Genomic DNA, 17,544 nt, shown 5'->3' with positions numbered 1-17,544 from the left:
AGGCGGCGAGCGCGATCAGGTGGAGCTCGTCCATCACGCCGGCCGCGGCCCACTCGTCACGGCGACGGCGCAAGGTAGTGGCCGAGCAGTGCTCGTCAGCGACCCGTTCATATCCGCTGCCGAAGACCAGGACCTGCATCAGGCGATCGAACACGACAACGTCGCTGATCCGAGGCCGGTGGCAGCCGAGCGGGTGCCGGTCCTCACGCACCGGCAGCAGCGCGAGGAATTGGTCTCGGATCGGGTCGAGAATGCATGATGGGACAGCAGGCACGGATCCCCCGGTGATCATGAAGCGTAGAGAACTCCATGATCGGGTGAACCGTGCCTGCTCTGCTGACACCGCCTATTGGCGGACGCTCTAAGCCGCGGCTTCGAGCACCGAGAAGTGCCCGCCCTGCGGGTCGGCCAGCCGGGCGGCGCGGCCGCGGTCGGTATCGTGCGGCTCGACCAGGACGCGGCCGCCGAGTTCGATGGTGTGACGGGCGGTCAGCGCGGCGTCCCTGACCGCGAAGTGGGTGCGCCAGCGCGGCGGGTGGCCGCGCAGGTCGGCGTGGTGGCGGATGCCCGCGACCGGGCGTCCGTGCACCAGCAGGGCGGAGCCGCCGACGGCGGGCCGCACCGGGCGGTCGAGCACGGAGCCGTAGAAGGTGGCGGCGCCGTCGGCGTCCGGGGTGAGCAGTTCGGCCCAGGCGGGGCCGCCGGGTTCCGCCCCGGCCTCCCGGCCGAGGTGCTCCTCGCCCTGCCAGAGGCCGAAGACGGCGCCGGAGACGTCGGAGGCGATGGCCATCCGCCCGGCCCGTTCGGCCTGCAGCGGCCCGACCGCGACGGTGCCGCCGCACTCGCGCACCAGTTGGGTGGTGCGGTCGGCGTCGTCCACCGCGAAGTAGGTGGTCCACTGCACCGGGAAGCCGGTGGCGGTGGAGACGCCGAGGCCGGCGACCGGTGTCCCGTCGACCTCGGCCCGGACGTAGGCGCCGAGTTGGCTGGGCCCGGGGGAGTACGTCCAGCCGAGCAGTTCGCCGTAGAAGGCGCGGGCGCCGGGCAGGTCGTGGGTCAGCAGGCTGACCCAGCAGGGCGTGCCCTGGGCCAGTCGGAGTTCCACCGCGGGCAATGCGGGCCTCCTCACGGGTGGTTGGCGCACGGAAATCCGTGCGCGCGAGGGTGATGCTTCCACCCTGGCGCGCGCCCAACCCTCGACCCGCGCGGAAAGTCCGGCAAAGAGCGCACAAAGAGCCGTGGTTCGGGCGCGCTGCGCGACAATGGCCGACATGACGACCTTCAACGACGGTTCCCCGCTGATCTCCGCCGCCGAGCTGGGGGAGGCGCTCGCCTCCGAGCGTCCGCCGGTGCTGCTGGACGTGCGCTACCAACTGGTCGGCGCCGCACCGGGCGGCCCGACCGCGGCCGAGGAGTACCGGGCCGGGCACCTGCCCGGTGCCCACTTCGTCGAGCTGGACCGGGACCTCGCGGCTCCGCCCGGTGCCCCCGGTCACGGCGGGCGCCACCCGCTGCCGGATCCGGAGGAGTTCGGCGCGGCGATGCGCGGCTTCGGGGTGAGCGCCGGGCGCCCGGTCGTGGTGTACGACGGGGCCGCCTCGATGGCGGCGGCCCGGGCCTGGTGGCTGCTGCGCTGGGCCGGGCACCGGGACGTCCGGGTGCTGGACGGCGGCTTCGCGGCCTGGCAGGCAGCGGGGCTGCCGGTGACGGCCGAGCTGCCGGAGCCCGCGGCGGGCGACTTCAAGCCGGTGCCGGGGCAGTTGCCGACGGTGGACGCGGACGGTGCCGCGGACTGGGCGCGCAGCGGTCTGCTGCTGGACGCCCGGTCGGGGGAGCGCTACCGGGGCGAGACCGAGCCGGTGGATCCGCGGGCCGGCCACATTCCGGGCGCGGTGTCGGCGCCGACCTCCGAGAACGTGCGCCCGGACGGGCGGTTCCGCCCGGTCGCCGAACTGCTCGCCCGGTTCCAGGCGTTCGGCGCGGGGGAGCGCAGGACCGCGGTGTACTGCGGTTCGGGCGTGACGGCGGCGCACCAGATCCTGGCGATGGAGGCGGCGGGCCTGGACGCCACGCTGTACCCGGGCTCGTGGAGCGAGTGGTCGAGTGACGAGAGCCGCCCGGTGGCGGTGACCGGTCAGCCGGGCTGAGCCCCGGACACGTCGAAGGGGCGGGAGGCTCGGCCTCCCGCCCCTTCGACGTTAGTCGGGGACCGCTACTCCTGCTTCTTGCGCCGGCTGCCGAAGACGATCTCGTCCCAGCTGGGCACGGTGGCCCGGCGGCCGGGCCGGACGCCGTCCGCCTCGGCCTGCCGGTCGGTGGTGCCGACCAGGCGCTCGCGGTGCGGGGCGACGGCGCGCGGCATCAGGATGTCGGCGTAGGCCGAGCCCGCACCGACCGCCGGGGCGGCGGCCGCGGCCGGCTCCTCGCTCTCCTCGGCGACCTCGGCGGGCACCGGTTCGATCGGGGCGGGGCCGCCGACGGCGAGGTCGCCGCGGAAGGCGGGGACCACGTCGAGCAGGCTGGTCAGCGAGTCCCGGGACTCGGCGGCGGCCTCCCGCGACTCGCGGACCTCGCGGGCCGACATGATGCGGTCGGCGGAGGGCCGGTCGATCATCGGGCGGGGCGGCCGGTCCTGGGGGAGCCGGGCGATCCGCGGGATGAACGGGAAGACCGAGTCCTCCTCGCGCTCGACCGTCTCGCCGATCAGCGCGCGGGCCTCGTCGTCGTTGGGCTGGACCAGGCGCCGGGGCGGGTCGTACGTCCAGGACGCGCTGCGGCCCTCGCCGTCGGCACGGTAGGAGAGGATGACCTCCCAGGTGCCGTCGTCGCGCCGCCAGGAATCCCAGCGCTCGGTGTCCTTCTCGGCGCCGCGCAGCGCGAGCCGCTCGGCCACGGCCTCGCCGAGCTGCGGTCCGGGGGACTCGCCGTTGCGGCGGATGGCGGTCTTGCGGGCGCGCTCGGCCATGAAGGCGCGCTCGGCGAGGACCGGTCCCTCGAAGCGGCGGACGCGGTCGACGGAGATGCCGGCGGCCTGGGCGACCTCCTCGGCGGAGGCACCGGCTCGTATCCGGGCCTGGATGTCCCGGGGGCGGAGGTGGCTCTCGACCTCGATCTCGATCTGGCCGAGGCGCGGCCGGTCGCCGCGGATGGCGGCGCGCAGCCGCTCGTCGATGGGGAGGGTGTACTCCGTGCTGTCGGCAGCCTTGAGCACCAGCCGTGTGCCGTCGTTGCTGACGGCCACAACCCGCAGTTCGGGCACGGTTACCTCCCGGGTGGTGCCTGCCGACGTCACCTGCGTCGCTGCTCCCGTACTGAGTGTGGCCTGCCCACTCGCGACTGGCCACAACCTTGCTGAGTTCCCCGGCGTGTCGGGCTTACGCCCGGGCACACCAATGTGGCACGGTTGCCTTTTTGCCACGTCATCCGTCGACGTCGCGCCTGGGGTCCCGGCCGTCCTCGCACGCGGAGTGTTCGCGACGATCCGGGACCGGCGTCGCCGTGCGTGCCCGTTCAGTGGCTCTTCGTCAAGCTGCCGGTGAAGGCACAGTCGACAAGTCGACCCAAGGCTCGGGCTTTACGAACAGTACTCCATTCGTGGCATCCGGAGGGGCGGCTCGCCGCTCAAGTCTCCCGCGATTCACGGGAATCTCAAGAGCGCGCGCCCCCAATGGCGGACCACCGCCGGATGGACGGTGATCATCTTCACACAATCCGGGCGCGCGGAACCGCATTTTCGTCCCTTGTGTCCTTCTTTGGGCAAGATGGAGTGGCTTGTTCGAGTAAGAGTCGTACGGACCGAGGGATGTTGATGCCGGAGCGGAGCTCCGCCGAGGAGGGCGGCAAGGAGGAGCGCAAGCGGATCGATCTGAGTGTGGCTCAGGTCGCGGCGAGTGCGCTGGCCGCGGTGGTGGGCGCGCTGCTCGCCTCCGAACTCGGCGTGTACGGCACGATCATGGGCGCGGCGGTGGTCAGCGTCGGCGCCACCACCGGCGGCGCGGTGTTCCAGCACGTGTTCAGGAGGACCGGCCAGCAACTGCGCGAGGCCGTGGACCGCGGGCCGAACCAGACCGTGAACACCCTGCGCCAGGTGCCGGTGGGGCCGGAGCGCGCCGGGCGGGAGCCGGCCGGGCCGCCGGTGATCACCTCGGAGTGGAACGAGCCGCAGGTGGTCCGGGCGCGTCGGCGGTGGGGCTGGAAGACCTACGCGGCGATGTCCGGGCTGGTGTTCGTGCTGGCGATGACGCCGATCGTGGCGTTCGAGCTGGCCACCGGGCAGCCGGTGTCGGCGACGGTGAAGGGCGAGTCCGGCAACGGGACGTCCTTCGGCGGCGCGGTGGCGCCCAAGTCGTCCACGCAGCAGGACGCCCCCGCGGACCGGCCGGCCACCGGGGGCGGCGGGCGCGGCCCGGAGGCCACGCCCTCCGGCGGCGCCTCGGCCCCGGCGACCACCCGGCCGAGCCGCGAGCCGGGGGCGACCCCGAGCGCCGGCACCGGCGAGCACGGCGGCGCCGCCTCGCCCTCGGCCGTCCCGAGCACGACCCCCTCGGCCGGCGCGTCCCCGTCGGCGGGCGGTGACACCAAGCCCACGGGCGGCGCCACGTCGCAGCCCCCCGTGCCCGGCGAGGTCCCGGCGCAGGCGACGGTGACCCCGCCGTCGGCTGCGGGGGCCCCGGGAAACTAGGGTCCGTCTTCAAACTCGCGTCTGCGGGGCGACGCCGGGGCACGCGCCTCGCCGCGTTGTCGTCGGTCGCCAATGGCCCCCAGCCTTCGGCCGGGAGGTGCCCCCACCGCAGTGGCTCCCTCCTCCGCCTTGCGATGCACGCACCCCAACGCCGCCCCGCCCGCCCTCCGGGCGGACGACGGGAGTTTGAAGACGGACCCTAGGCCCCCAGCACGCGCCGCAGGTAGTCGTTGCCGAAGAGGCGCTGCGGGTCGACCTCGTCGCGCAGCGCCGTGAAGTCGCCGAAGTGCGGGTAGACGCCGGCCAGGTACTCGGCGTCGCGGGTGTGCAGCTTGCCCCAGTGGGGGCGGCCCTGATGGGCGGTCATCAGCTGTTCCACGCCGGTGAAGTAGCCCTGGTCGCGGGTGCCCCGGTAGAGGTGGACGGCGACGTAGGCGCTGTCCCGGCCGGAGGCGGTGGACAGCCAGAGGTCGTCGGAGGGGGCGAAGCGCACCTCGACCGGGAAGCTGACCTTCCAGTCCGAGCTTTCGACCAGGGCCTTCAGCTCGCGCAGCACCTCGGCGACGGCCGCGCGCGGGATGGCGTACTCCATCTCCACGAAGCGGACCTTGCGCGGGCTGGTGAACACCTTGTGGGCGGTGTCGGTGTAGCTGCGGTCGGACCAGGCGCGGCTGGCGAGCGAGGCGATGGTGGGGATGGAGCCGGGGAACCGGCGGCCGACCCGGCAGGCGCCCTCCCAGACGGTGTTGGAGAGGAAGTCGTCCTCCAACCAGCCCTTGAACCGGGGCAGCGGGGCGGCCGGGCCCTGGCTGCGGTTGTTGCGCTTGGTGGAGCAGCGGTCGGTGTGCGGGAACCAGTAGAACTCGAAGTGCTCGTTGACGGCGGTGAGGTCGTCGAGGCGTTCCAGCACCTCGTCGAAGCCCATCGGTTGCTCGTGCGCGGTGAGCAGGAAGGCCGGTTCGACGCCGAAGGTGAGGGCGGTGATCACGCCGAGGGCGCCGAGGCCGAGCCGGGCGCCCTGGAAGAGCCGGGGGTTCTCGGTGGGGGAGCAGCGCCGGACGGTGCCGTCGGCGAGGACGATCTCCAGGGCGCGGATCTGGGCGGCGAGCGAGCCGGAGTCGCGGCCGGTGCCGTGGGTCCCGGTGCTGGTGGCGCCGGCGACGGTCTGGACCTCGATGTCGCCCATGTTGGTGAGGGAGAGGCCCTCGGCGGCGAGGATCCGGTTGAGGCGGCTCAGCGGGAGGCCGGACTCGACGGTGATGGTGCCGGCCTCGCGGTCGATCTCGCGGACGGCGGTGAGCGCGTGGGGGCGGACCAGCAGGCCGTCGCCGGGCGAGGCGATCGCGGTGAAGGAGTGGCCGGAGCCGGCGGCCTTGACGCTGCGGCCCTGTTCGGCGGCGCGCAGGATCTCCTTGGCCAGTTCCTCCGCGGTGCCGGGGGTGGCGGTCCGGGCCGGGTGGGCGCTCTGGTTGCCGGCCCAGTTGGTCCACCGGGTGCGGGTCGCGGTGCTGGCCTGGGGCATTGCGCTGCCTCCTGCTCCGTGGCCGAACGAGGTCGGCGCATCTGCGGCGGCGCAGCCGCCCTCAGGGCCTGTCTCCTGGGCCCTTGCCGGGGCCGCGACGCCGGAGCACGCACCTCGGCGACAAAACCCAAGAGACAGGCCCTACCCATGGGTAGGGCCGTGGGTAGGGCGAGAGATTAGTCAGTTCACCGTTCGGCGTCTACGGGTCGATCGACCGATCCGGAAGCCCATCCGGAAGCCGATCCGGCGGCCGGCGCGGAGGGCTGCTCGGCGGTGAGTCCGGCGCGCAGGCGGCCGAGGCCGGCCAGGGCGGAGAGGACTCCGAGCACACCGGCGGCCAGCGGCACCGTGTAGCCCGCGGCGGCGCCGGAGGCGTCGACGACCCAGCCGGCGGCGGAGGAGCCGACCGCGACGCCGAGGGCGAGCCCGGTGGTGGTCCAGGTCATGCCCTCGGTGAGCTGGGAGGCCGGGACGAGCCGCTCGACCAGCGCCATCGCGGTGATCAGGGTGGGGGAGATGGCGATGCCGGCGACCAGCAGCGCGACGCCGACCGCGACCAGCCCGCCGATTCCGTGCACCGCGTGGGCGACCAGCAGCAGCGGCACCATGCTCAGCGCCATGAACAGCACGCCGAGGAAGAAGCGCACGGCCATCGAGCCGGTGAGCTTGAGGGCGCCGAACACCACCCCGGCCAGGCAGGAGCCGAGCGCCCACAGGGCGAGGATCACGCTGGAGATCGACTTGTGCCCCTGGGCCTCGGAGTAGGCGACGGTGACCACCTCGACCGAGCCGAAGATCGCGCCGGTGGCGACGAAGGTGAGGATCAGCACCTGCAGGCCGCGGTTGCGGATGACCGAGCGGCCCTCGTGCTTGGCGGTCTCGTGAACCGGCGGCTCGGTGGAGCGCTGTCCGGCGAACAGCAGCACGCCGACGGCGAGGAAGACCCCGGCGAGCAGCACGCCGGCCTCCGGGAAGACGGAGGTGGCCAGGCCGATGGAGAGGATCGGGCCGACGATGAAGCAGACCTCGTCGACGACGGCCTCGAAGGAGTAGGCGGTGTGCAGCTTGCCGGCGTCCTCGCGGTAGAGGTGCGCCCAGCGGGCGCGGACCATCGCACCGGTGCTCGGCATGACGCCCATGCCGGCGGCGAAGACGAACAGCGTCCAGTCCGGGGCGTTCAGCCGGGCGCAGAGCAGCAGGCCGACGACGGCGCCGATGGTGATCGCCATGGCGGGGACGATGATCTTCGCCTGCCCGAGCCGGTCCACCAGCCGGGAGACCTGCGGGCCGAGGATCGCGGCGGAGACCGCCAGCGTCGCCGAGACGAGGCCGGCCACGCCGTAAGAGCCGCGCAGCTGGGACAGCATGGTCACGATGCCGATGCCGGTCATGGAGATCGGCAGTCGGGAGACGAAGCCGGTGGAGGAGAAGGCCACGGTGCCGGGCGCGGCGAATATTCGGCGGTAGCTGGACAGCACGGGAGCTCCGGGCGGGGGGTAAGGAACAAGGCTGGTCAACACAGCTTACGTACGTTGGCAAACGGTATTTTCCGGACAGCCACGCGGCCCCGGCGCCGGAGCCCGGCCCCTCAGTGGCAGGATCGGTCCCATGTCCGACGCGCGCAAACCCTCCCCCTCCGGCGCCGCCCCGTACGACGCCCTGCTGCTCCTCTCCTTCGGCGGGCCCGAGGCCCCCGAGGACGTCGTCCCGTTCCTGGAGAACGTCACCCGGGGACGCGGCATCCCCAAGGAACGGCTGAAGGAGGTGGGCAGGCACTACTTCCTGTTCGGCGGGGTCAGTCCGATCAACGAGCAGAACCGGGAGCTGCTCGCCGCCCTGCGCAAGGACTTCGCCGAGCACGGGCTGGACCTGCCGGTCTACTGGGGCAACCGGAACTGGGCCCCGTACCTGGTGGACACCCTGCGGGAGATGGCCGCGGACGGCCACCGCCGGATCGCGGTGCTCGCCACCAGCGCCTACGCCGGGTACTCGGGCTGCCGCCAGTACCGGGAGAACCTGGCCGACGCGCTGGCCGTCCTCGCCGAGGAGGGCCGCCCGGCGCTGACCGTCGACAAGCTGCGGCACTTCTACAACCACCCCGGCTTCGTCGAGCCGATGATCGACGCCACCCTGGCCGCCCTGGCCGAGCTGCCCGAGGCCGTCCGCCCCGGCGCCCGGCTGGCCTTCACCACCCACTCCATCCCGGACGCGATGGCCGAGACCTCCGGCGCCCCGGACGACCCCGCCCGCGGCACGCCCGGCGGCGCGTACGTCGCCCAGCACCTGGACGTGGCCCGGCTGATCACCGCGGCCGTCGCCGAGCGCACCGGCGTGGCCGACCGGCCCTGGGAGCTGGTGTTCCAGAGCCGCAGCGGCGCCCCGCACATCCCGTGGCTGGAACCGGACATCTGCGACCACCTGGAGGCCCAGCACGCCGACGGCGCGCCGGCCGTGGTGATGGTCCCGATCGGCTTCGTCTCCGACCACATGGAGGTCAAGTACGACCTCGACACCGAGGCCGTCGCCAAGGCCGCCGAACTGGGCCTGCCGGTCGCCCGTGCGGCCACCGTCGGCGCCGACCCGCGGTTCACCGCCGCGGTGCGCGAGCTCGTCCTGGAGCGGGCCGCCACCGAGCGCGGCGAGAGCGTGACCCGCTGCGCCCTCGGCGCCCTCGGCCCCAGCCACGACGTGTGCGCGGTGGCCTGCTGCCCCAACCCGCGCGCCCCCCGCCCGGCCGCCGCCGAGCGCTGACCCCAGGAGGAGAACCCCCGTGCCCACCACCGCCCCGCCCATCGACGGGCTCCTCGACGACCTGCTCGACGTCGCCCTGGACGCGGCCCGGCAGGCCGGCGCCCTGCTGCGCGACGGCCGCCCCGCCGACCTCGGCGTGGCCGGCACCAAGAGCAGCCCGGTCGACGTGGTCACCGAGATGGACCTCGCCTCCGAGAAGCTCATCGTGGAGCTGATCGCCGACCGCCGCCCCGAGGACGGCTACCTCGGCGAGGAGGGTGCCGAGCGCCCCGGCACCAGCGGGGTGCGCTGGATCGTCGACCCGCTCGACGGCACGGTCAACTACCTGTACGGGCTGCCGTCCTGGGCGGTCAGCGTGGCCGCCGAGGTGGACGGCCGAGCCGTCGTCGGGGTGGTGTACCCCCCGGCGCGGGGCGAGCTGTTCCACGCCGTGCTGGGCCGCGGCGCCCGCCTCGACGGCCGCCCGGTCTCGGCCCGCCCGGCCCCGCCCTGGGGCCAGGCGCTGATCGCCACCGGCTTCAACTACGTCCAGCCGGTGCGGGTGCGCCAGGCCGAGGTGCTGCTGGCACTGATGCCCGAGGTGCGGGACGTCCGCCGGGGCGGGGCGGCCGCGGTGGACCTGTGCGACGTGGCCGCCGGGCGGCTGGACGGCTACTACGAGCGCGGCCTCGCCCCCTGGGACCGGGCGGCCGGCTGCCTGATCGCCGCCGAGGCCGGCGCCCTGGTCGGCGGCCGCCCCGGCCACGGCCCGGACGGCGAGCTGACCGTGGCCGCCGCCCCGGGCGTCTACGAGCCGCTTCAGGAGCGGCTGGCCGCGCTGCGCGCCTGGGCGGACTGAGGCCCCCGGACAAGAGAAGAGCCCTGGCACACGGGGGATGCCAGGGCCTTGCGGTTTCGCACGGCCCCCGCAGGGCCGCTGGTGCCGGAGTACCGGCGTCGGGTCAGGCGGCGGTGCGGTGGCGGTCCAGCACGGTGTCCACACCGTGCTCGGCGGCGAGACGACGGAGATCGTCCAGCTCGGACTGCTCCACCTCGGCGAGGAACTCGTCCCCGGCCTCGATCGCGCGGTGCAGGTCCTGCTCGGCGTTGGCTATGCGCTGCAGGATTCCGGCCTTGAAGGCGTCCATACGGGCCCCCTTACTGTGTCGGACGTGCACGGTCGTGCGCTCTCCGCCCCGGGGAGGGTCCAGCCGGTGAATGCGCCCGAGCCGACAGGTGGTGGATCTCCGGTCGGGCACGGAGACGGCCTACGGCCGCTCCCGGTGACGCCCCAGCCCCAGGGCCGGCGCGGATGAACGCACGGCGGGTGGGTGCGATCGGCCAACAGCCAGATCGCGGGTGTGCAGCTGTCCTCCCCACCCCGGGGGCCGGGAAACCTCCGGGCGGAAGAAAGTTGCCCGTGTCACAGTCCAAGCGGAGCGTTCCCGACACGAACGGTCACCGCCGCGGGGTCCGGTTCCCTGCCAGGGGGGCAGCTTATCGCTGCTTTACCGCAGGACCAGGCAGGATGGAGGCACCGTCGGAGCCGTGCGTCCGCTTCCGGGGCCGGCCTGGAGAAGGGACAACGACCGTGCGGGTTCTCGTCGTCGAGGACGAGCAGCTGCTTGCCGAGGCCGTCGCGACCGGCCTGCGCCGCGAGGCGATGGCCGTCGACGTGGTGTACGACGGGGAGGCCGCGCTCCAGCGCATCGCGGTCAACGACTACGACGTCGTGGTCCTGGACCGCGACCTCCCACTGGTGCACGGCGACGACGTGTGCCGCAAGGTGGTCGAGCAGGGCCTGGCCACCCGGGTGATCATGCTGACCGCCTCCGGTGACATCAGCGACCGGGTCGAGGGCCTGGAGATCGGCGCCGACGACTACCTTCCGAAGCCGTTCGCCTTCAGCGAACTCGTCGCACGGGTAAGGGCGCTGGGCCGCCGCGCGACCATCCCGCTGCCCCCGGTGCTGGAGCGGGCCGGCATCTCGCTCGACCCCGGCCGGCGCGAGGTCATCCGCGAGGGGCGCACCGTCCAGCTCGCCCCCAAGGAGTTCGCCGTCCTGGAGGTGCTGATGCGGGCCGGCGGCGCCGTCGTCTCCGCCGAGCAGCTCCTGGAGAAGGCCTGGGACGAGCACACCGACCCGTTCACCAATGTCGTGCGGGTCACCGTGATGACGCTGCGCCGCAAGCTCGGCGACCCGCCGGTGATCGTCACCGTGCCCGGTTCCGGCTACCGGATCTGACCGGAACCCGACCCCCGCGGAAGGCGATCGCTGCAGCCCGATCCACGAGTCCGCCCCCGAGGATTCCCCGCCGTACCAGCGCCCGCCCCGGCGGACGCCCGAGAGGACGATCATGACCACCCCGCCGCGCCCGGCCGGCGGGCCCTCCGGCGCGCCCGCCGGCGGCCCGCGCGCCGTCCCGCCCAAGCCCGTGCACCCGCCGCGCCAGGCCCGGTCGCACCAGCCCGAGACCTACGTCCCCGGCGACGGCCTGCTCGCCTGGCTGCCCTTCCGGCCCACCATCCGGATGCGGCTCACCCTGCTGTACGGCGGGATGTTCCTGATGGCCGGCGTGGTGCTGCTGCTGGTGATGTACTTCTTCGTCCAGCAGGCGCTCCAGCAGGTCGGCCAGCCGCACCTGCTGTTCAGCGGCATCCCCTTCCGGACGCAGGACAACCAGATCATCACCAGCCAGTCCGCGCTCGACCAGTGGCTGAACGACCAGAGGTCCTTCCAAGCCGGCCAGGCGCTCAACACCCTGCTGCGCAAGCTGCTCACCGTCCTGGTCTGCCTCGCCGTGATCGCCTTCGCGGCCGGCTACGCGATGGCCGGCCGGGTGCTGCGCCCGCTCGGCCGGATCACCCGCACCGCCCGCGACGTCGCCTCCTCCGACCTGCACCGCCGGATCGAGCTGGACGGGCCGGACGACGAGCTCAAGGAGCTCGCCGACACCTTCGACGACATGCTGGACCGGCTGGACCGCTCCTTCGACTCCCAGCGCCGCTTCGTCGCCAACGCGTCCCACGAGCTGCGCACCCCGCTGGCGATCAACCGCACCCTGCTGGAGGTCCAGCTCTCCGACCCGGCCGCCTCGCCCGACCTCCAGCAGCTCGGCAGGACCCTGCTGGCCACCAACGAGCGCAGCGAGCAGCTGGTCGAGGGCCTGCTGCTGCTCGCCCGCAGCGAGAACGAGCTGACCGACCGCCGCTCGGTGGAACTGTCCGAGGTGGCCACCCGGGCGCTGGAGCAGACCCGCAGCGAGGCCGACAAGCGCGAGGTCGAGCTGCGTACGAAGCTCGATCCGGCCGCGGTCGCGGGCAACGGCGTGCTGCTGGAGCGGCTCGCGCTGAACCTGCTGCAGAACGCCGTCCGGTACAACACCCCGGGCGGCTGGGTCGAGCTGGCTACCGCCACGGTGCCGGGCGGTGGCGAGCTGGTGGTCTCCAACACCGGCCCGGTGGTGCCCGGCTACGAGCTGGAGCACATCTTCGAGCCGTTCCGCCGGGTCAAGGGCGCCGACCGCACCCGCAGCGACAAGGGGGTCGGGCTGGGCCTGTCCATCGTCCGCTCGGTGGTGCGCGCCCACGGCGGCACCATCGAGGCCACCCCGCGCGCCGGGGGAGGACTCACCATGCGGGTGCGGATTCCGTCCCCGTAGCGACCCCTGGCGCCGTTCTGCGCGGTATCGGCCCCGGATGCTGGCGCGTTCCGTGGGCGACCGTTTTCAGCCGCCCCCGGCAGGCCTGTCAAGACGACATAAGGCCTGGCGGGGGCGGCTTGTCATTTCCGGCCCGGGCAACTTACGGTGTCGTAACCTACGCAACCGTAAGTGCGCCTGCCGATCTGCCCGACGACGGCTCCGTACGACGCTTGCCCGCCCAACGCGCCCGTCCCGCGCGTATCCGTCCCCCAGGAGCACGACCGTGACCATCGCCCCTGTGCAGAGCAGCCCCGCGCTCGGATCGAGCGGCTGGACCGACACGCGACTGATCCTGGCCCTCGAAGAGGTCGTGGAGAAGGAGCTCAACCGCCACCTGGGCGTGGCCAAGGAGTGGATGCCGCACGAGTTCGTCCCGTGGAGCCAGGGCCGTGACTTCGACGGCGTGCTGGACGGCGAGGCGTGGAACGTCCAGCAGTCCCAGGTGACCCCGCTCGGCCGGGTGTCGCTGGTGGTCAACCTGCTGACCGAGGACAACCTCCCCAGCTACCACCACGAGATCGCGAGCATGTTCGGCCGCGAGGGCGCCTGGGGCACCTGGGTGCACCGCTGGACCGCCGAGGAGGGCCGGCACGGAATAGCCATCCGCGACTTCCTGCTCGCCACCCGGGCCGTCGACCCGGTCGAGCTGGAGCGGGCCCGGATGTCGCACATGTCCGAGGGCTTCGAGTCCGACAACGCGCACAGCATGCTGCACTCGGTCGCGTATGTGGCCTTCCAGGAACTCGCCACCCGCATCTCGCACCGCAACACCGGCAAGTACGCCGGCGACCCGCTGTGCGACCAGCTGCTGGCGAAGATCGCCAACGACGAGAACCTGCACATGGTCTTCTACCGGAACCTGCTGAAGGCCGCCCTGGAGATCGCCCCGGACCAGGCCATGCGCGCCATCGCCGACGTGGTCACCAACTTCCGGATGCCCGGCCACGGCATCCCCGGTTTCGAGCGCGCCGCCGCGCAGATCGCCCTGGGCGGGGTGTACAACCTGCGCATCCACCACGACGACGTGCTGCAGCCGGTGCTGCGCCACCTGCGGGTGATGGAGTTCGGCGGCCTCGGCCCGGAGGGCCTGGTGGCGCAGAACGAGCTGGGCGTCTTCCTGGACGGCCTGGACGCGCAGGCGCGCAAGTTCGAGGAGCGCCAGGCCGCGCTGCTGGCGCGCCGGGAGGCCCGCCGGAACGCCGGCTAGAGCACCCGTGGGGGCGCTCCCGCCGGGTGGTCGCGCCCCCTTACCGAGGGGACGGAGTGGGTGGATTTTCCGGGATTTGTCCCGGAAGATTCTGAACGTGACCAAGCTCATACCGTGTCGCTCCGCGATGTCGGGCAACCCCGGAGAGTGATCACCCCATCGGGGGTGCCGATCGCCGTCCGTGACCGGAATCCGGTCTGCCGCCGGATCGCGGGGTTGGTCGGCGTCCCTGGTGGGCAAGGGATTTCGCAGACACCAGTACGGCTTCCGCTCACTGTGAGTCGCTGGAAAGACGGGCGCGCGACGGGTCGACGATGGCCCAGCGTGAGGCCGTTCGCACCCTGGAGGATCACCCCAACGGAGCCCTGGCTGAGTGTCGATTGAGTAACGGGGCTTGAAGTAAGGCAAAATCTCCGCCTCGGGTCGGGCACAAGACCGACCCCCCATGCGTTACGTGCGCTGGAGATACCGCACACACCGCACAAACCCGGAGGGGGAGAGCGAAAAATGGCAACCGACTACGACACCCCACGCAAGACCGACGACGAGCTCAACGAGGACAGCATCGAGGAGCTCAAGGCTCGTCGGAACGACAAGGGCGGCGGCTCGGTCGACGTCGACGAGTTCGACGCCGCCGAGGGCATGGAGCTTCCCGGCGCCGACCTCTCGAACGAGGAGCTCGCGGTTCGGGTGCTGCCCAAGCAGGCAGACGAGTTCACCTGCATGAGCTGCTTCCTGGTCCACCACCGCAGCCAGCTCTACAGCGAGAAGAACGGCAACCCGATCTGCCGGGACTGCGGCGCCTGAGCACCGCAGCGGACAGCGCCAGGCACCCGTGGCTCCCGCGGGACCGGCACAACGCTCCTTCCGGCCCCGGGCAGCGGGGCCGGACGGCAGGTCCGCGGACCGTCCGGAAGGACGGACCCGGGAGGACGGAGTCGGTCGGCCGTGCGCCGGCCAGGACAAAGTCGTAGGGACGGTCCCGCAGCAGCGGAACCGTCCCTCTCGGTCTTTCGGGGCCCTCGTGGTGCGCCGGCTAGGTGCGGGCGCCGCGCCGGGCCTCCTCCAGCGCCTCGGCCAGCTTCATCGGCGAGCGGGTCGACAGATAGAGGTAGGGCGTCGGGTCGGCCGGGTCGCTCACCTCGACCCGCAGCGCGGTCGGGACGTAGCTGCGCAGCAGCATGAAGGCGCGGGGATCGGCCTTCGGACCGCGCCAGGCCGCGGCCTCGGCTGGGCTCAGCGCCTGCGCGGCGCCCAGCGCGTCCACCGGGATGCGGGCCGGTCCGGCCACCAGCGAGCCCTGCACCACCCGGATCCGGGCCGAGCCGTAGCTGCTGATCGCCACCGCGCCGGCGGCGATGCCGACCACCAGGCCGACCAGGGCGGCCAGACCACTGACCCGGATGAGGATCAGTGCGAGAGTCAGGCCGACTGCGACCGGGAGCAGCCACCAGGAGCGCGGCACCGTGAGGCGTTCGTCGTACATGTCCTCCATTGTGGGCGCCCTGACGCCCGGCGCGGGACGCCACCCCCACCGGAGGCCTTGCTACCCCTGGGTAGGCTGCGGGCCGTGACCGGTACGACCACCCCCACCACCCCCACCGACCGGTCGGCGCCCGCGTTGCCGCCGACCCCGACAACCCCGCCGCCGGACGCCGTGATGCCGGAGCGCCACCCCCAGGCGCCCGCCCCCGGCACCCGCCTCGGCTCCCACTACGAGCACTGCTTCGGCTGCGGCCCGCAGCACCCCGGCGGCCTGCGGATCGACGCGGTCGCGGGCGAGGGCCTGGACGTCACGGCCGAGCTCACCGTCCGGGACGTCCACCAGGGCGGCCCCGGGCTGGCCCACGGCGGGGTCCTCACGACGGCGATGGACGAGACCCTCGGCACGCTCAACTGGCTGCTGCACGCGCCCGCCGTGACCGGCCGGCTGGAGACCGACTTCCTCAGCCCGGTGCCCGTCGACTCGGTGCTGCACCTGCGCGCCTGGATCACCGGCGTGCACGGCCGCAAGATCTACAGCGCCGCCGAGGCGCGGATCGGCGGCCCGGACGGACCGGTCGCCGTGCGTGCTCAGGCGCTCTTCATCCAGGTGAAGCTGGAACACTTCACCACGCACGGTCGTCCCGAGGACATCGAGAAGGTCCTCGACGACCCTGATCTGATGAAGCGCGCACGAGCCTTTGAGGTGAACCCTTGAGCGAGACCCCCCGCCCGCAGCTGGACGTCCTGATCAGGCGCATCGACCCCGAGCTGCCGCTGCCCGAGTACGCGCAGCCCGGGGACGCCGGTGCCGACCTGCGGACCACCGTCGACGTCGAGCTGGCCCCCGGTGAGCGCGCGGTGCTCCCCACTGGCATCGCCATCGCGCTCCCGGACGGCCACGCGGCCTTCGTCCACCCGCGCTCCGGGCTGGCAGCTCGTTGCGGAGTTGCCCTCGTGAACGCCCCGGGGACGGTCGATGCCGGGTACCGTGGAGAGATCAAGGTGATCGTCGTCAATCTGGACCCGCGCGAGGGGGTCAGCTTCCGCCGAGGGGACCGGATCGCCCAGCTGGTCATCCAGCAGGTCGAGAAGGCCCGCTTCCACGAGGTGGCCGAGCTGCCTGGGTCGGCACGCGCCGAGGGCGGGTTCGGGTCGACCGGTGGCCACGCCGCGGTCTAGCATTCCCGCGGCCTCGCAGGAAGCCGAGCAGGTATTCGCATCGGTCTTGGACCGGGAAGGACAGTGACCGTGTTCCGTCGTCGCCAGAAGAGCGAGGACGCTGTCGAGCAGCTCGCCGACGACGCCATCAGCGCCGACGAGACGGCCGATGACGTCGAAGGTTCCGCCGAGAGCGAGAACGTGACCGAGCTGGACCCGGCCGACAAGGTCGGCCTGCCGCCGGCCCCGCGGCCGGACGGCCCGTGGGACCACACCGAGCTGGAGACCCCGGAGGAGGGGCGAGTCGACCTCGGGGGTCTGCTGGTCCCCGGTGTCGAGGGAATGGAGCTGCGCGTCGAGGTCGCGGGTGACGCGATCGTCGCGGCGACCCTCGTGCTCGGCAACAGCGCCATCCAGCTCCAGGCCTTCGCGGCCCCGAAGTCGGAGGGCATCTGGGGAGAGGTCCGCGAGGAGATCGCCAACGGCATCACCTCGCAGGGCGGCCTGGTCGACGAGGAGGAAGGCCCGCTCGGCTGGCACCTCCGCGCCCAGGTCCCGGTGCAGCTCCCGGACGGCACCCAGGGCGTGCAGCTGGTGCGCTTCGTCGGTTGCGACGGCCCGCGCTGGTTCCTGCGCGGTGTGATCTCGGGCCAGGCCGCCGTGCAGCCCGAGATGGCCGGCATCCTGGAGCAGGTCTTCCGGCAGACCGTCGTCGTCCGCGGCGAGAGCCCGATGGCTCCCCGCGACCCGATCGTGCTGAAGCTTCCCGAGGACGCCCAGATGGTCGCCGACGGTGGCGGGGCTGCTGCCACGGCCGGCGAGGGCGAGGGCCGCTACGGCTCGCTCGACCCGTTCGCCCGCGGCCCGGAGATCACCGAGGTCCGCTGACCCCGGCCCGATCACCCAGTGCCTGTATCGCCTCCGCCCGGAGCCCGGGCGGAGGCGATTTGCATGTGGCGGGCCGGTGCCCGTACAGTTCCGGAGTCGCCGCGGGAGACCGGGGTGACAAAGCGGAAAGCGAATCCGATGAATGAAACTCCGGAAAACGGAGCGGAAA

At 72.9% G+C, this 17,544-nt stretch carries 17 protein-coding genes and 1 pseudogene; 11 read left to right on the top strand and 7 right to left on the bottom strand.

Annotation, left to right across the window (positions count from 1 at the left end):
* A pseudogene (locus tag ACIG5E_RS37720) lies at positions 1–274 on the bottom strand (IS5/IS1182 family transposase); the annotation flags it as partial.
* An 87-nt stretch (positions 275–361) separates the two neighbouring features.
* Positions 362–1,105 (bottom strand): VOC family protein, encoded by a 744-nt coding sequence (locus ACIG5E_RS37715; protein ID WP_396541542.1) that lies wholly within the window; start codon positions 1,103–1,105, stop codon positions 362–364.
* 166 nt (positions 1,106–1,271) lie between these two features.
* Between ACIG5E_RS37715 and ACIG5E_RS37710 the strand changes: the two genes are divergently transcribed.
* A complete protein-coding gene (locus ACIG5E_RS37710; protein WP_396541538.1) occupies positions 1,272–2,147 on the top strand; it encodes a sulfurtransferase in 876 nt (291 codons plus the stop codon).
* A 65-nt stretch (positions 2,148–2,212) separates the two neighbouring features.
* Here ACIG5E_RS37710 and sepH read toward each other — a convergent pair whose 3' ends face one another.
* Positions 2,213–3,292, bottom strand: a complete 1,080-nt coding sequence (gene sepH / locus ACIG5E_RS37705; RefSeq protein WP_396541536.1) for a septation protein SepH — start codon at positions 3,290–3,292, stop codon at positions 2,213–2,215.
* Between the two features lie 516 nt (positions 3,293–3,808).
* Between sepH and ACIG5E_RS37700 the strand changes: the two genes are divergently transcribed.
* On the top strand, positions 3,809–4,681 hold the full coding sequence (locus ACIG5E_RS37700; protein ID WP_396541534.1) for a hypothetical protein: 873 nt from the start codon (positions 3,809–3,811) through the stop codon (positions 4,679–4,681).
* Positions 4,682–4,880: 199 nt separating this feature from the next.
* On the opposite strand, the gene ACIG5E_RS37695 is transcribed toward ACIG5E_RS37700, so the two are convergent.
* Entirely contained in the window at positions 4,881–6,203 is a 1,323-nt protein-coding gene (locus tag ACIG5E_RS37695; protein WP_396541532.1) for a D-arabinono-1,4-lactone oxidase, read from the bottom strand.
* Positions 6,204–6,388: 185 nt separating this feature from the next.
* Positions 6,389–7,681: an MFS transporter gene (locus ACIG5E_RS37690; protein ID WP_396541530.1), complete on the bottom strand. Its 1,293-nt coding sequence runs from the start codon at positions 7,679–7,681 to the stop codon at positions 6,389–6,391.
* Positions 7,682–7,811: 130 nt separating this feature from the next.
* Here ACIG5E_RS37690 and ACIG5E_RS37685 point away from each other — a divergent pair, with 130 nt between their 5' ends.
* A complete protein-coding gene (locus ACIG5E_RS37685; RefSeq protein WP_396541528.1) occupies positions 7,812–8,954 on the top strand; it encodes a ferrochelatase in 1,143 nt (380 codons plus the stop codon).
* Between the two features lie 19 nt (positions 8,955–8,973).
* The gene (locus tag ACIG5E_RS37680; RefSeq protein WP_396541526.1) at positions 8,974–9,792 is read left to right on the top strand and encodes an inositol monophosphatase family protein; all 819 of its coding nucleotides are present in this window, start codon (positions 8,974–8,976) and stop codon (positions 9,790–9,792) included.
* Between the two features lie 103 nt (positions 9,793–9,895).
* On the opposite strand, the gene ACIG5E_RS37675 is transcribed toward ACIG5E_RS37680, so the two are convergent.
* On the bottom strand, positions 9,896–10,081 hold the full coding sequence (locus ACIG5E_RS37675) for a hypothetical protein (protein ID WP_030285471.1): 186 nt from the start codon (positions 10,079–10,081) through the stop codon (positions 9,896–9,898).
* A gap of 443 nt (positions 10,082–10,524) precedes the next feature.
* Between ACIG5E_RS37675 and ACIG5E_RS37670 the strand changes: the two genes are divergently transcribed.
* The 4 genes from ACIG5E_RS37670 (at position 10,525) to ACIG5E_RS37655 (ending at position 14,651) form a co-directional block, all read left to right on the top strand.
* The gene (locus ACIG5E_RS37670; protein ID WP_030285473.1) at positions 10,525–11,178 is read left to right on the top strand and encodes a response regulator transcription factor; all 654 of its coding nucleotides are present in this window, start codon (positions 10,525–10,527) and stop codon (positions 11,176–11,178) included.
* Positions 11,179–11,290: 112 nt separating this feature from the next.
* The gene (locus ACIG5E_RS37665; RefSeq protein WP_396541524.1) at positions 11,291–12,595 is read left to right on the top strand and encodes a sensor histidine kinase; all 1,305 of its coding nucleotides are present in this window, start codon (positions 11,291–11,293) and stop codon (positions 12,593–12,595) included.
* 265 nt (positions 12,596–12,860) lie between these two features.
* A complete protein-coding gene (locus tag ACIG5E_RS37660; RefSeq protein ID WP_396541522.1) occupies positions 12,861–13,844 on the top strand; it encodes an acyl-ACP desaturase in 984 nt (327 codons plus the stop codon).
* Between the two features lie 507 nt (positions 13,845–14,351).
* Positions 14,352–14,651, top strand: a complete 300-nt coding sequence (locus ACIG5E_RS37655; RefSeq protein WP_030057692.1) for a DUF4193 domain-containing protein — start codon at positions 14,352–14,354, stop codon at positions 14,649–14,651.
* Positions 14,652–14,880: 229 nt separating this feature from the next.
* Here the strand turns inward: ACIG5E_RS37655 and ACIG5E_RS37650 are convergent, their stop codons facing one another.
* Entirely contained in the window at positions 14,881–15,330 is a 450-nt protein-coding gene (locus ACIG5E_RS37650; RefSeq protein ID WP_396238979.1) for a DUF3093 domain-containing protein, read from the bottom strand.
* Positions 15,331–15,504: 174 nt separating this feature from the next.
* On the opposite strand from ACIG5E_RS37650, the gene ACIG5E_RS37645 reads away from it, so the two are divergent.
* The 3 genes from ACIG5E_RS37645 (at position 15,505) to ACIG5E_RS37635 (ending at position 17,375) form a co-directional block, all read left to right on the top strand.
* Positions 15,505–16,044, top strand: a complete 540-nt coding sequence (locus tag ACIG5E_RS37645; protein WP_396541540.1) for a PaaI family thioesterase — start codon at positions 15,505–15,507, stop codon at positions 16,042–16,044.
* Positions 16,041–16,508, top strand: a complete 468-nt coding sequence (gene dut / locus ACIG5E_RS37640) for a dUTP diphosphatase (RefSeq protein WP_396541519.1) — start codon at positions 16,041–16,043, stop codon at positions 16,506–16,508. Before ACIG5E_RS37645 ends, dut begins: the two co-directional genes overlap by 4 nt.
* 69 nt (positions 16,509–16,577) lie before the next feature.
* On the top strand, positions 16,578–17,375 hold the full coding sequence (locus tag ACIG5E_RS37635; protein ID WP_396541517.1) for a DUF3710 domain-containing protein: 798 nt from the start codon (positions 16,578–16,580) through the stop codon (positions 17,373–17,375).
* Positions 17,376–17,544 lie beyond the last annotated feature (169 nt).

Source organism: Kitasatospora sp. NPDC053057, from assembly GCF_044546945.1.
Taxonomy (GTDB): Bacteria; Actinomycetota; Actinomycetes; order Streptomycetales; family Streptomycetaceae; genus Kitasatospora.
Note: the sequence above shows the minus strand (reverse complement) of the source record. Positions and strands in the feature narration are given on the sequence as shown.

Bases quoted from the DNA above. Each gene is read 5' to 3' on its own strand.
- ACIG5E_RS37695 (WP_396541532.1), bottom strand. From the start codon at position 6,203: ATGCCCCAGGCCAGCACCGCGACCCGCACCCGGTGGACCAACTGGGCC.
- ACIG5E_RS37710 (WP_396541538.1), top strand. From the start codon at position 1,272: ATGACGACCTTCAACGACGGTTCCCCGCTGATCTCCGCCGCCGAGCTG.
- ACIG5E_RS37645 (WP_396541540.1), top strand. From the start codon at position 15,505: ATGCCGGAGCGCCACCCCCAGGCGCCCGCCCCCGGCACCCGCCTCGGC.
- ACIG5E_RS37675 (WP_030285471.1), bottom strand. From the start codon at position 10,081: ATGGACGCCTTCAAGGCCGGAATCCTGCAGCGCATAGCCAACGCCGAG.
- ACIG5E_RS37650 (WP_396238979.1), bottom strand. From the start codon at position 15,330: ATGTACGACGAACGCCTCACGGTGCCGCGCTCCTGGTGGCTGCTCCCG.
- ACIG5E_RS37685 (WP_396541528.1), top strand. From the start codon at position 7,812: ATGTCCGACGCGCGCAAACCCTCCCCCTCCGGCGCCGCCCCGTACGAC.
- ACIG5E_RS37655 (WP_030057692.1), top strand. From the start codon at position 14,352: ATGGCAACCGACTACGACACCCCACGCAAGACCGACGACGAGCTCAAC.
- ACIG5E_RS37665 (WP_396541524.1), top strand. From the start codon at position 11,291: ATGACCACCCCGCCGCGCCCGGCCGGCGGGCCCTCCGGCGCGCCCGCC.
- ACIG5E_RS37700 (WP_396541534.1), top strand. From the start codon at position 3,809: ATGCCGGAGCGGAGCTCCGCCGAGGAGGGCGGCAAGGAGGAGCGCAAG.